Source organism: Hymenobacter nitidus (assembly GCF_020447315.1).
In the GTDB taxonomy this organism is placed as follows: Bacteria; Bacteroidota; Bacteroidia; order Cytophagales; family Hymenobacteraceae; genus Hymenobacter; species Hymenobacter nitidus.
This window is the reverse complement of sequence record NZ_JAJADQ010000006.1, coordinates 86,546-99,154: the sequence shown is the minus strand read 5'-3', so window position 1 is coordinate 99,154 and position 12,609 is coordinate 86,546. Positions and strand designations below refer to the sequence as shown.

At 64.1% G+C, this 12,609-nt stretch carries 10 protein-coding genes; 4 read left to right on the top strand and 6 right to left on the bottom strand.

Annotated elements, in window-relative coordinates:
• The first annotated feature begins 91 nt into the window (after positions 1–91).
• Together pulA and LGH70_RS12680 are read left to right on the top strand one after the other, a co-directional pair.
• Positions 92–2,101: a type I pullulanase gene (gene pulA / locus LGH70_RS12685; RefSeq protein ID WP_226186116.1), complete on the top strand. Its 2,010-nt coding sequence runs from the start codon at positions 92–94 to the stop codon at positions 2,099–2,101.
• A 90-nt stretch (positions 2,102–2,191) separates the two neighbouring features.
• Positions 2,192–3,037 carry an MIP/aquaporin family protein gene (locus LGH70_RS12680; RefSeq protein ID WP_226186114.1) on the top strand — a complete coding sequence of 282 codons (846 nt, stop codon included), beginning with the start codon at positions 2,192–2,194 and terminating at the stop codon, positions 3,035–3,037.
• Between the two features lie 233 nt (positions 3,038–3,270).
• Here the strand turns inward: LGH70_RS12680 and LGH70_RS12675 are convergent, their stop codons facing one another.
• Positions 3,271–5,607 (bottom strand): patatin-like phospholipase family protein, encoded by a 2,337-nt coding sequence (locus tag LGH70_RS12675; RefSeq protein WP_226186112.1) that lies wholly within the window; start codon positions 5,605–5,607, stop codon positions 3,271–3,273.
• Positions 5,608–5,985: 378 nt separating this feature from the next.
• On the opposite strand from LGH70_RS12675, the gene LGH70_RS12670 reads away from it, so the two are divergent.
• Positions 5,986–6,858, top strand: a complete 873-nt coding sequence (locus tag LGH70_RS12670) for an aldo/keto reductase (RefSeq protein ID WP_226186108.1) — start codon at positions 5,986–5,988, stop codon at positions 6,856–6,858.
• A gap of 122 nt (positions 6,859–6,980) precedes the next feature.
• On the opposite strand, the gene LGH70_RS12665 is transcribed toward LGH70_RS12670, so the two are convergent.
• The 5 genes from LGH70_RS12665 to LGH70_RS12645 form a co-directional block, all read right to left on the bottom strand.
• Positions 6,981–7,373: a RidA family protein gene (locus tag LGH70_RS12665; protein ID WP_226186107.1), complete on the bottom strand. Its 393-nt coding sequence runs from the start codon at positions 7,371–7,373 to the stop codon at positions 6,981–6,983.
• Positions 7,374–7,453: 80 nt separating this feature from the next.
• On the bottom strand, positions 7,454–8,428 hold the full coding sequence (locus tag LGH70_RS12660; RefSeq protein WP_226186106.1) for a helix-turn-helix transcriptional regulator: 975 nt from the start codon (positions 8,426–8,428) through the stop codon (positions 7,454–7,456).
• A 170-nt stretch (positions 8,429–8,598) separates the two neighbouring features.
• A complete protein-coding gene (locus LGH70_RS12655; RefSeq protein ID WP_226186104.1) occupies positions 8,599–8,970 on the bottom strand; it encodes a DMT family protein in 372 nt (123 codons plus the stop codon).
• A gap of 115 nt (positions 8,971–9,085) precedes the next feature.
• Entirely contained in the window at positions 9,086–9,457 is a 372-nt protein-coding gene (locus LGH70_RS12650) for a hypothetical protein (protein ID WP_226186102.1), read from the bottom strand.
• 108 nt (positions 9,458–9,565) lie between these two features.
• Positions 9,566–11,272 carry an ArnT family glycosyltransferase gene (locus tag LGH70_RS12645; RefSeq protein WP_226186100.1) on the bottom strand — a complete coding sequence of 569 codons (1,707 nt, stop codon included), beginning with the start codon at positions 11,270–11,272 and terminating at the stop codon, positions 9,566–9,568.
• A 368-nt stretch (positions 11,273–11,640) separates the two neighbouring features.
• Here LGH70_RS12645 and LGH70_RS12640 point away from each other — a divergent pair, with 368 nt between their 5' ends.
• A complete protein-coding gene (locus tag LGH70_RS12640) occupies positions 11,641–12,609 on the top strand; it encodes a GDP-mannose 4,6-dehydratase (protein ID WP_226186092.1) in 969 nt (322 codons plus the stop codon).

Genomic DNA, 12,609 nt, shown 5'->3' with positions numbered 1-12,609 from the left:
TGAGCAAAGCTATTCTGCCGGCAATTAGTAGGGAGCCGCTGTGGCCTCAGCCGTCAGTAATTCCTGCCCGCTTTTCAGCAACTTTACTTCTATGAAGTTTCTGTTGTTCCTATGCCTGTTCCTGGTGGCTACCGCCTGCGCCGTGTCGAATAAAAGCGGCGCCAAACTCCCCGACTTTGCGGCCTACCCCACCTACACCGGCTCCGACCTGGGCCTGACCTTCGTGCGCGGGCAGGCCACGCTGCGGGTGTGGGCACCCACGGCCGAAAGCATGCAGCTTAAGCTCTACGCCGAAGGCATGGGCGGCGAGCCGGTGGCCACGTACGCCATGCAGAAGTCGGCGGGCGGGACGTGGGTGTACCAGCTGCCGGCCCAGCCGCCGGGGCGGTTCTACGTGGTGCAGGCCACCATTGGGGGCAAGCAGATGGCCGAAGTGCCCGACCCCTACGTGCACGCCGTGGGTATCAACGGCCTGCGCGGCGCCCTGCTCGACCCGGCCACCGCCAGCCCGGCCGGCTGGCCCGACGACCGGCGCCCCGAGCTGAAACAGGCCACCGACATCGTCATCGGTGAAGCCCATGTGCGCGACCTGAGCATGCACCCGCAGTCGGGCATTGCGCACAAGGGCAAGTTCCTGGGCCTCACCGAACCCGCAACCCGCGGGCCGCAGGGCGTCAGCACCGGGTTGCAGCACTTGCAGGAGTTGGGCATTACCCACCTGCACCTGCTGCCCACCAACGACTTTGCTTCCGTAGATGAAAACCGGCTGGAAGAAAACCGCTACAACTGGGGCTACGACCCGCTGCACTATTCCGTGCCCGAGGGCTCCTACGCCACCAACCCCGCCGACCCCGCCAGCCGCATCCGCGAGTTCAAGCAGTTGGTACAGGCTCTGCACCGCCAGGAGCTGCGCCTCGTGCTCGACGTGGTGTACAACCACACTGCCGATGCCGCCCGCAGCTCTTTCGACCAGCTCGTGCCCGGCTACTACTACCGGCAGCGGCCCGACGGTACCTACTCCGACGCGGCGGCTTGCGGCAACGAAGTGGCTTCCGAGCGGACGATGGTGCGCAAGCTCATCGTGGAGTCGGTGGCGTACTGGGCCCGGGAGTACCACGTGGATGGGTTCCGCTTCGATTTGATGGGCATCCTGGATTTGCGCACCATGCGGGCCGTGCGCGTGGCCCTCGACGAAATTGACCACAGCATTTTCATCTACGGGGAAGGCTGGACGGCCGGCAGCAGCCCGCTGCCCGAAACCGAGCGGGCCGTAAAAGCCAATATTCCGAAGCTGGACCGCATTGCCGCCTTCGGCGACGAGCTGCGCGACGCGGTAAAGGGCCACTACGCCCGCCAAACCGAGCCCGGCTTTGCCAGCGGCCAGCCCGGCCTGGAGGAAAGCGTAAAATTCGGCATCGTGGGCGCCACTCAGCACCCCCAGCTCGACTACGCCAAGGTGAACTACTCGAAGGCGCCCTGGGCCAACGAGCCCAGCCAGGCCATCAACTACGTGGCCTGCCACGACGACCGGGTGCTCTGGGACAAGCTCACGGTGGCCAACCCCGGCGCTTCGGAGGAAGAGCTGATTAAGATGGACCTGTTTAGCAACACCATCGTCTTTACCAGCCAGGGCATTCCATTTCTGCCCGTCGGCGACGAATTCCTGCGCACCAAGGGCGGTTCGCACAACTCCTACAACCTGCCCGACAACGTAAACCAGCTCGACTGGGCCCGCAAGGCGCAGCACCGCGCCGTGTTCGAGTTTTACCAGAAGCTCATTGGTCTGCGCAAAACGCACCCCGCTTTTCGCCTGCCCACCCGGGCGCTGGTCGAAAAGCACCTGGCCTTTCTGCCCGCCATGCCCGCCAATACCATCGGCTACCAGCTGCTGAACCACGCCAACGGCGACGACTGGGGCCGCATCACGGTGCTCTTCAACGGCAACCGCGCGGCCAGCTCAGTACCGCTGCCGGCCGGGAGTTATACGGTCGTGTTGCGCGGGCAGGAAATCAACCAGAAGGGGCTGGGTCAGCTGACGGTGGAAGCCGGCCAACCGCTCAGCCTACCTGCCTCCTCAGCCATGATTCTGGTGCAGCCGTAGGCCCTTGCTCATAACCACGGGGCCGCCGGGCGGTTCCATAGCCGTACCAGGCCGGTGGGCATGGGCTTCTCGTTTGCGTAGAACCAGCTAATGACATTCTTTCCTGACATGGGCCGGGCCTGGCGCCGGCACTGGCCGCACTACGTGGCCGAGGCGGCCGGCATCGGCTTCTTTATGCTTTGCGGCACGCTGCTTACCATCCTGTTTGAGCACCCGGCCTCCCCGGTGCAGCAGGCCCTGGCTGGGCAGGAGCTGCTGCGGCGCGCCGGTATCGGGCTGGGCATGGGTCTGGTCATCGTGGTGCTGGTGTATAATCCGTGGGGTAAAAAGTCGGGCGCCCACATCAACCCGGCCGTGACCATTGCCTTCTGGCAGCTGGGCAAAATCCGGTGGGCCGACGCGTGCTGGTACATGTTGGCCCAGCTGGCCGGCGCCCTGCTGATCGGGCAGCTGCTCAAGCTGGCCCTGGGCGCGGCCTTTGCCCACCCGGCCATCAACTACCTGGTGACCGAGCCCAAGCCGGAGCACGGGCAGCTCGTGGCTTTCGGGGCCGAGTTCGTCATTTCCTTTATTCTGATGCTGGTTATGCTGCTGGCGCTGCACCACGAGCGCCTGCGCAAATCCACGGGCTGGCTGATTGGCGCGCTGCTGCTGCTCTACATCACCTTCGAAAGCCCGCTGTCGAGCATGAGCCTAAACCCGGCCCGCACCCTGGGCAGCGCCGTGGCCGCCCAAAGCTACGCCGGCCTGTGGCTGTACTGGGTGGCGCCCATCGTGGCCATGTGGCTGGCGGCCATTTTTTTTAACCGCGTGTACAAAGGCCAGACGATGGCCTGCGCCATCCTGGCCGGCTGCGAAGCCGCCCCGGGCAGCCCGCACGCCCGGGAGCCCCACGCCACCGAGCCCCCCGTGTACCCGCAGGCAGTGGCGAAATAGTGAGGTGGTGAGTGATGTTCTGCCTCGTCAGTCATGGCGAGCTGGCGAAGCCATCCGTCCTCTGCGCAGGTAGTCCCGTCCTTCTACCAGAAAGCCCTTTCCCGCACGAGCAGGAAAGGGCTTTTCAGTAAAGGAAGCTCGGCACATTTCAGCGGACGGATTAGCGGCGCTGTCCTGCGGGTGCCACGGCTGCGCCTCGCAAGGACACGGGTTTTTAACTCACTACCTCACCGCTAATCCAACGACCGGTCGCGGAAGAGGACGTAGCCGATGTGGGCGAAGACGCCGAATTTATTGTCCCGGTCGTCGTAGTGAATAAACTGCAGGGCGGCCGGGCCCACGGGCGTTTCATACACGAAGCCGGTCATGGCCGTGAGGTAGGGGCGGCTGACGGTATTGCCGCGGCGGGCCAGCACCGTATTGTCGAGCTGCCGCTCCCAGGGCCGCACCAGCACGTGGCCGTAGACTTCGGTGCGCCACTCCAGCTGGCCCAGCACGGCGCGGGTGTAGCGCAGGCCCACGGCGGCGTAGGCCGTGCCCCGGTAGCGGTCCAGAAACAGGGTGCGCGAGTCGGGCAGGGGCAAAAAAGCCGGGGCCGAGGTGAGCGAGGCGCGGTAGGTGGCAAACGGGCCCTGGGTGGTGGCCACGGCATCCAGAATATAGCCCCAGGCGTGCACCTTGCGGCCCACCGAGTCCACCTTGTTGAAGGTGAAGTACTGCTCGATGAAGAGGTTGCTCTTCAGAAAGGTGTGCGTTTTGGTACGCTCGGGCAGGTCGCCGGCGGTGGTGCCGGGCGTGTACTTTTCCTGGGCCGTAACACCCCGCACGCTGACCTCCACGCGCTTGCCGCTGACGGCGTACTGGCGGCGGTTGAGAGAGTTACGCTCGAAGCGGCCAGCGGCCGTCAGGCCCTGCAGGCGGTCTAGGTCGAGCTGGGCGTTGCTGCTGATTTCGTCGGTGTTGGCGTACTGGTCACGGTTGGTAAACAGGCCCCCGCTCAGGGTGTAGCGGCTGCGGTAATTGGGGCTGAAGCCGATTTGCAGCTCGGTTTTGAAGTCGCGCTGGCTGAGCTGGGTGTTCTGGGCCGTGGAGCCCAGCAGGCCGCCCGTGTCCTGGTAGTTGAAGTTGTTGAAGGTGACCGTGGGCTCAAAGTACAGCGGAATGCGGCCCGGAATGCTGATGCGGAACGAGCCCCGCGCCCCGTTGTAGAAGCGCCCGATGGTGGCATCGGCCCGGATGGTGTAGAGGTAGCGGTTCAGGTAGCGGTAGGCGCCCCCGATGTAGAAGTTGTTCATCGAACGGGTCGAGAGCATCACGCCCAGGTCGGCGGTGAGGTTGCTGTTCTGGCGCGCGTCCACGGTCAGCACGTAGCCTTCCTGCTGCTTGTCGTAGCGGATGCGCGGGTACACGTTGTTGAAAAAGTCGTTGTTGACGAGGCGGTAGTAGCCTTCTTCCACGTCGCCGGGCGAGTAGCTGGTACCGTTGCGCACGAAGAAACGGCGCACGAAATCCTGCTGCTGGCGCGGCAGGCCCTGCACTTTTATTTCCTTAAAGTCGGGGCGGGGCGCTTTTTCCTGGAAGGCGCGGCGGCGCTGCTGCAGAGCCAGCGTGTCTTCGCGCCGCTGAATGCGGCGCAGGGTCAGGGCCATTTTCTTCTCGGCGGCCTGCTCACCCAGCTGCACCAGCTGGCGCACCTTGTTGAAGTCGGCGGCCGTGATGCCGTCCAGATCGGGCTGGATGAAGATGCCGTTCTTGCCCACCGACAGCGTATCGGCCACGTTCGAGCCCAGGAATACCAGGGTGCTGGTCAGCAGCTTGTCGTCTTTCTCCTTGGGGTACTTGTTGAAGGCCACGTCGCCCACATTCACCCCGATGATGATGTCGGGCTTAAACTCCTCGCGCATCACCCCGGTCGGGAAGTTATCCACCACGGCCCCGTCGAAGAGGTAGCGGCCGTCGGCCTGCCGGATGGGGCGGAAGGCCAGCGGGAAGGCCATGGAATTGCGTACCGCATCCGACAAGGAGCCGTTGCGCTGCACCACCTTCTCGCGGGTAAACACCTCGGAGGCCACGGCCCGGTAGGGCACCAGCAGGTTGTTGAAATCGTAATTGGAAATGGCGCCGGCCGGGGCCAGCATCGTGGCCAGCACGTAGTTCAGGGTCACGTCGTCGACCAGCTTGGGCGTCACGCGGGTTTTCAGGGTCGAGTCGACGGCCAGGCGTAGGTGCAGGGCCGCCGGGGTGGGGTCCACGTCGTAGTAGTTATACACCTTGCCTTCGAGGGGTGCGCCCGACACCCAGTTCTGAAACTCGGGCTTGAGCACAATTTCCTCGATTTCCTTGGGCGAGTAGCCTGCCGCGTATAAGGCGCCCACGATGGCGCCCATGCTGGTGCCCACGATGTAGTCGATGGGGACCTGGTTTTTTTCGAGCTGCTTGAGCACGCCTACGTGGGCCAGGCCCTTGGCGCCGCCGCCGCTGAGTACCAGACCCACTTTCTGGGCCGAAACGGGAGATAGGGAAAAGGCTGATACCAGCAGAAGCAAAAGCCGGCAGTATACGTTGCGCATAGGGTGGGAGAGGTGAAGCCGCCAGATCGGGCAGCGGCTTTCCCTACGCATTCAGGTGCGGCAAGTTGCCGGCTGTATAGCCGATGGCCTATGTTTGGGGCCTATTGGTAAGCTGAACCGCAGCTGAGCCTCGTGGCCGCGACTCAGCCGCTCACCCCGGCCCGCCCGGCACCCTACCCCGGAATTTTAGCTGGTCGGCCCTGAAAAACGGAAGTATTCACCATTTATCCGGAAGTACTCACCACACCGGCCACCGAAGGAGTACCCACCTTTGCACTGGTCAGGGCCGGCACCTGACGACGAAAGCGCCGGCGCGCCGGCCGCCGGGAAACCGGGTGTCCGCAATCTATCTTGTACGCTTCTTTTCGCGCAACCACTATGTCCACTACCATCACCATAGCTCCCAACTCAACCCGGCCGCTGACAGTCAACCGCCTGGGCTACGGCACCATGCGCCTCACCGGTCCCGGCATCTGGGGGGAGCCTGCCGACCGGCCCCAGGCCCTGGAAATCCTGAAAACCGCCGTGGCCAGCGGCGTCAACTTCATCGACACGGCCGACTACTACGGCGACGACGTGACCAACCGGCTGATTGCCGAGGCCCTGTACCCGTACGCCGACGACCTGGTTATCTGCACCAAAGTAGGCGGGGCCCGGCGGCCCGATAAAAGCTGGATACCTTTTAATACGCCCGAAAACCTGCGGACCAGCATCGAAAACAACCTGCGTACCCTGCGCCAGGAGCAGATTCAGCTGGTGCACTTCCGGGTGATGCCGGGCGCCGCCGTGCCCTTCGCCGAGTCGATGGGCGCAATGTACGAGTTGCAGCGCGAGGGCAAAATCCTGCACGTGGGCGTCAGCAACGTCAACCCCGAGGAGCTGACCGCCGCCTTGCAGCTGGGTGAGGTAGCCAGCGTGGAAAACATGTACGGCTACGCCCAGCGCACCACCCTCAACGACGGCCACGGCGAAACCCGGGGCGGTGAAGTGCTGCCCCTGTGCGAGCAGCACGGCATTCCGCTGGTGCCCTTCTTCTCGTTGGTGCACGGCCTGCCCAGTGCCGGCAACAAGCTGACCGAAATGGCCCGGCAGCGCGGCGTCTCGGAAGCCCAGCTCAACATTGCCTGGCTGCTGCACAAGTCGCCCCTGCTGCTCCCGATTCCCGGCACCTCGTCGCTGGTCCACCTGCGCGAAAACCTGGCCGCTGCCGCCATTGAGCTCAGCGCCGAGGACATGGCCTATCTGGGGTAAGTTCCGGCAATTAACACCCGGCCCGACTACCAGAACCAGCAAGAGGCTGAAGCGCTAGTAGCTTCAGCCTCTTGTTTTCAGGGCGCGTCGTGTCGTGCGGGGCCACGCAGGCCTGGCGGCTCCTACTTAACCACCGTGGCTTCTACTTCAATGGTCAGGCCCGCAAACAGGCCCTGCACTTCCAGCATTGTGGTAGCCTGCCGGATGCCGTGCCGCGTTGTCCAGCCCTGGTAGACATCCACGCAGGTCGTGAAAAACTCCGTCGTCGAAGTGGTGAAGACGTTCAGGCGCACGATGCCGGCGCAGTCGTAGCCTGCCTCCCGAATCAGCTGCTCCAGGTTCTGAAACACCTGAATGAGCTGGGTCCGCATGTCGGCGGTGCTGGGCTGGCCCTGGGCATCGATGGCCACTTGCCCGGAGCAGTAGAGCGTGCCCTCGGCCTGCTTGATTTCCACGGCCTGAACGGAGTTGGTTTGCTCGCCCCATTTCCAGGGGTCAATTGTGCGCTTTTGCATGTAGCTGCTTGCTGCTGATGATGGAGAAAAAGAGTGTTTGTCACTTGACTCCACAAACGTCGCGGCCAATACTGACAGCCTTATGTCAGCCTTGCTGGCGGGATGCAAAAAAAATCGTGGGCGCGCTGGGCCAGCTCGCGCAGGTGCTCGTGCAGGGCCAGCGGCTCCACCACCGTTACGGCCCCGGCGTAGGGCAGCAGCCAGGTGGCCAGGTAGGGCAAAGAGCCCAGAAACAAGGTCATTTCCAGCTCGCCGGCCGGCAAGGGGTGCTCGTGGGCCCAGCCGTACTGGTGCTTGGTGTCGTGCAGGCGCTGCAGGGTGGCGGGCAGCATAGCGGCCGGCTGGAAGCGCACTACTACCTTCTCTTTCTGCCGCCGGTCGGCTTCAGCGGCCCAGTACTGCTGCAGCGTTTCGAGGCGGGGCGCAAAGACTTCCGGGCTAAGGTCAACCTGCTGAATCCGGTCGAGGCGAAAGTTGCGAAAGGCCTGCCGCAGCCGGCAATACGCCACTACGTGCCACTGCTGGCTCAGATACAGGCCGATAGGCTCGATGTCGCGCGTGCTGGGCGCGTGGTGGTCGGCGGCCTGGTAGCGCAGGCGCACCACCTGCCGGGTAGCCACGGCTGCCACCAGCAGCTGGTAGGCATTGGGGCGGGCGGCCTGGTCGCGGGGCTCCAGCACCTGAATATGGGGCGCCAGGGTAGCCAGATGGTCCCGGTCGGGGTGACGCAGCACGGCGCGCACCTTATCCATGGCCGCGGCGCCAAGGTGGGCCGTGGGCGCGTCGGTGAGGTGGGCAGCCAGCTTTTCGGCCGTAAGCAGGGCCGTAGCTTCTTCGCGGGTAAACATGACGGGCGGCAGCCGGTAGCCTTCCACCAGGGAGTAGCCGGCCCCGTACTCGGCCGTGATGGGCACCCCGGCTTCTTCCAGGGTCCGCATGTCGCGGTAGATGGTGCGCAGACTCACGCCAAACTGCTCGGCCAGGGCCGGGCCGCTCACCACCCGCCGGGCCTGCAGCTGGATGAGTATGGCCGTGATGCGGTCAAATCGATTCATAGCGGAAGGAAGCGAAGAGAAGGTTCTTTTTGTGGATCGGGCCGGATACAGCCCTTGGATTGACAGCAAGTATATCCTCACCAGAAGTCCTTTTTCAACAACTTTTAGCCCGCGAGGCGCTTTGCACTGCTCGACCTGATATGCTGGGTTAGCTCAGCTGCTGCCACTCCTCACCACTTCCGGAAAATAACATACACCGCCGCTACCAGCAGGGCGAAACCCAGCAGGTGGTTCCAGGCCAGCTTGTCGGTTTTGAAGACGTAGACGGCGCACAGCGTGAAGACGCTCAGCGACACAACCTCCTGAATCACCTTGAGCTCGAACAGGCTGAATGGGCCGCCGTTTTCCCGGAAGCCGAGGCGGTTGGCCGGCACCTGAAACACGTACTCGAAGAAGGCCAGCCCCCAGCTCACCAGAATCACGCCCACCAGCCCCAGCCCGTGCAGCCAGGTAATCTTCTTGAACTGCAGGTGCCCGTACCAGGCGAAGGTCATGAACAGGTTGGAAATGGTGAGCAGTACAATGGTGGTAAGGCCTTTCATGGGGACACAGAAAAGAATGAGTAAATAGACCAGAATACGGCGGGGCGCGGGCTTGGTACCAGCCACCCTGGAAAGCACCGTAGCCTGGGCAAGCGTTGTGATAATTCGTGGTTGACTAGCCCAGCATACCACCCCGGGGCATACACAGCGCTATACATAAGAGCAGGCTCAGCACGATAACCAGCAGGAAGGTCAGCAGCTGAGCCCAGTCATACGTCCCGTTCTTTCGAGGAAAATCCCGGTTGAGCCGACGGAAGTTATAGAGGCCCGCCGCCAGCAAGCCCACCAGTAAAAGCAGCACCTCCCAGTCCCAGATGGTATCGACTTTTCGATGCATCAAATACTCCGGGTGAGTCAGGTCCCGGTTTCCATAGCCAGAGAAAAGAACGTGCAGTAGCAGCTGGTAGAGGCTGGTATTGAGCAGCAGCAGCCCAAACAGGCCCCAGAGCAGGCCTAGGCGCACCTTGGTGCGAGTAATTAGGTTCATAGGTATAGGCAGGTGCTTTCGTAAGAGGCCTAAGAACAGGTAGCCAGAAGTAGCAAAAGAATACGTGGCTTCGAAAGTAAGGGTAAACAGCTGGACTAAAGCCGGCTTTTACTTCTGCTTCGGCTGCCCATCCACCGGCACCAGCTCACCCACGAAAAACTGTCCGTCGGCCCGCTTGCTGCCCAGGTAAAAGCTGTCGGCCCGCACTACCCGCACCCGGCCCCGCCAGGCTTCGGGCAGCCGCCGCGGCATCGGAGCGGCGGCCACCACCACGGCCGGCAGCGGCGGTAGGCTGTCGGGCGGGGCCACCCAGGTGGGCACGGCGTGCCCGGCCTTCCACACCTGCTCGATGTGCAGCTCATCCAGGGCCAGCCAGGGCAACTGCTGCCACTCGGGCCGGGCCCGCACCTGCGTTAGGCGGCGCAGGCCCGGCTCTTCGGAGCGGCTTTTCAAAGCCGCGTAGGCGGGCATCAGCCCCAGCATCAGCACGCTCATTGCCGTTATGGATGCGGCCATCAGCACCGAAGGGCGCTGCTGCCAGCCCGCCCACGCGGCGGTAGCGGCCAGGGCAGCCAGGGCTACGCTTATAAGGATAAAGACCGGGGAGCTTACCGCAAAGCCTGGCAGCCGCGCCAGCCCCAGGGCTACGGGCCCGGCTACTGCGGCCAGGGTTAGCAGCCCGGCCCAGCCGCGCAGCAGCCACTGGTCGGCCCGGCTACCCGTGCTGCCGGGCGCGGCCACTTCCTGCTCCCAGTAGCGCAGCAGCCCGGTGAGCAGCAACACCAGGGGCGGCAGCAGCGGCAGCATGTAGCGCTCCTTCTTGGTGGGCACGATGCTCAGCAGCAGCAGAGAGGCCAGCAGCCAGGCCAGCGCGAAGCCGTAGGGCACAAAGCCGTTGGCGCGGCGCTGCGCATAGGGCAGGGCCAGGGCCGCCAGGGCCACCAGGGCCCACACGCCCACGAACACGGCGAAGTTGAAGTAGTACCAGACCGGCTCCACGTGCCGCTCACTCCAGGACGTGACTTCGAGGCGGGCCACGGCGGCCGCGGCGGCCGGCACATGCTGCCACACATACAGCGGCCAGGCCCCGCCTACCACCAGGGCCACGACCAGCCCCAGCAGCAGTCCGCGCCCGTGGGCCCGCAACCGTGCCCGGCCCCCCGGCTGCCAGTTGGTAAGGTAGGCGGCTACAAACGGCAACAAAATGGTGTAGAGGCTCACGGGGCCTTTGCTCAGCAGGCAGCCGCCCAGCAGCAGGCCGGCCCCGGCAAAGGTGGCGTAAGCCGGTCCGGGCTGGTTGCTGCCCCGCGCCAGCAGCCACAGGCTGCCCACGGCCAGGCTGTTGGCAAAGATGTCCCACTGCCCCTCGCGGCCCACCGTTACCACCAGCAGACTGCTGCCCAGCACCAGGGCCGCCAACCAGGCCGTGCGCCCCGGCGCCTGGACTTCCAGGGGCGCGGCACGGGTAAGCTCGCGGACCAGGCCCCAGAAAAACAGTACCAGCAGCGTGGCCATAAGGGCGGCGGGCAGGCGCAGCAGCGCCGGGTTGGCCGTGCCGTCGGTGAGCTGCATCACGGTGGCTACCGCCCAGGTGGGCAGGGGCGGCTTGGCCAGGCGCAGCTGCCCGTTCATGGTGGGCAGCACCCAGGAGCCGCCGGCGGCCATTTCGCGGGCGGCCACGAAGTTGCGAGCCTCCATCAGCGTGACGGGCAGTGCGCCTAGGTGGGCAAAAAAGTTGGCGCCGCACACGGCCAGCACGGTCAGCAGCCGCACCCAGCTACGCGCAAAAAAAGAACGAACAGAAGCCGATGCCATGCAGAAGATCCGTCGGGCCGCCCCAGCTGCGGTGCTGCGGCGGGAAGCGTAGAAGTTAGGTAAGTAGCCCGCCGGCGGCCCGGCCGGCGGGGACAGGTGCCGACATCGGCGCTGCGGCGCGCTGGCGCAAGGATGATAGAAGGAAAGGAATAATCTGGCTATAATAAACCACAATTCATTTATAGAGTTATCATCAGAACCGTAAGCGCTTCGTATGGTAGGGCGTTGGGGATCAGCTATTCTAATTTACCCCGGCCCGACGGCCTGGTCGTTATTTCAAGCAGCTTGCTGGCTAATCAGAAAACCTGATGGATATTTTCCCGACCTTTTCGGCTCCGGCTTTGCCCGCATCCCTTCCCTCGACCCGCTTGCGACCTTCTACTGTTCTCGTTACCGGCTGCGCCGGCTTCATCGGCTCCCACCTCTGCGAGCGGCTGCTGCACGACGGCTACCACGTCATCGGCCTCGATAATTTCGACCCGTTTTACCCCCGGGCCGTGAAGGAAGCCAACCTGGCCGGCTTTGCCCACCATCCGCACTTTTCCTTCCACGAAGCCGACCTGCGCCAGGGCCCGGCGGCGCTGCCCGCCGTGGCAGCCGACATCGTGGTGCACCTCGCGGCCAAGGCCGGCGTGGGCCCTTCGGTGCAGGAGCCGGCTTCTTACCTGGAAAGCAACGTGATGGGCACCGTGCATCTGCTGGAGTGGATGCGCCAGCGCGGTATTCGCAAGCTGTTTTTCGCCTCCTCGTCGTCGGTGTACGGCAACTCGCCGGAGAAGCCGTTCCGGGAAGATCTGAACACGCTGGCCACCTGCATTTCGCCCTACGCGGCCAGTAAGCTGGCCGGCGAGGAGCTGGTGCACACCTACCATCATCTGTATAAGCTGGATGCGCTGAATGCGCGCTTCTTTACGGTGTATGGCCCGCGCCAGCGCCCCGATCTGGCCATTCACAAGTTTGTGCGCCTGCTACGCGCCGGCCAGCCCATTCCGGTGTTCGGCAACGGCAGCACCTCCCGCGACTACACCTTCGTGGCCGATACCGTGGATGGCATTGTGCGCGGAGTGCGCTACCTGTTGTCGCACACCGGCGTGTTCGAAACCGTAAACCTGGGCAACAGCCGCCCCGTGCCTCTGCTCGAGCTGATTGAGGCCGTGGGCCAGGTGGTGGGCGTGCAGCCCGAGCTGTCGTTCCAGCCCCTGCAGGCCGGCGACGTCGACATCACCTTCGCCGACATCAGCAAGGCCCAGCTGCTGCTCGGCTACGCCCCGCGCACCAGTCTCACGGAAGGCCTGCGCCAGTTTGTGGCCTGGCTGCCGCAGACGCAGGAAGTGTAG

What these genes read in the sequence shown, in the direction of transcription:
- pulA (WP_226186116.1), top strand. Translation starts at nt 92, where the DNA reads ATGAAGTTTCTGTTGTTCCTATGCCTGTTCCTGGTGGCTACCGCCTGC.
- LGH70_RS12680 (WP_226186114.1), top strand. Translation starts at nt 2,192, where the DNA reads ATGACATTCTTTCCTGACATGGGCCGGGCCTGGCGCCGGCACTGGCCG.
- LGH70_RS12675 (WP_226186112.1), bottom strand. Translation starts at nt 5,607, where the DNA reads ATGCGCAACGTATACTGCCGGCTTTTGCTTCTGCTGGTATCAGCCTTT.
- LGH70_RS12670 (WP_226186108.1), top strand. Translation starts at nt 5,986, where the DNA reads ATGTCCACTACCATCACCATAGCTCCCAACTCAACCCGGCCGCTGACA.
- LGH70_RS12665 (WP_226186107.1), bottom strand. Translation starts at nt 7,373, where the DNA reads ATGCAAAAGCGCACAATTGACCCCTGGAAATGGGGCGAGCAAACCAAC.
- LGH70_RS12660 (WP_226186106.1), bottom strand. Translation starts at nt 8,428, where the DNA reads ATGAATCGATTTGACCGCATCACGGCCATACTCATCCAGCTGCAGGCC.
- LGH70_RS12655 (WP_226186104.1), bottom strand. Translation starts at nt 8,970, where the DNA reads ATGAAAGGCCTTACCACCATTGTACTGCTCACCATTTCCAACCTGTTC.
- LGH70_RS12650 (WP_226186102.1), bottom strand. Translation starts at nt 9,457, where the DNA reads ATGAACCTAATTACTCGCACCAAGGTGCGCCTAGGCCTGCTCTGGGGC.
- LGH70_RS12645 (WP_226186100.1), bottom strand. Translation starts at nt 11,272, where the DNA reads ATGGCATCGGCTTCTGTTCGTTCTTTTTTTGCGCGTAGCTGGGTGCGG.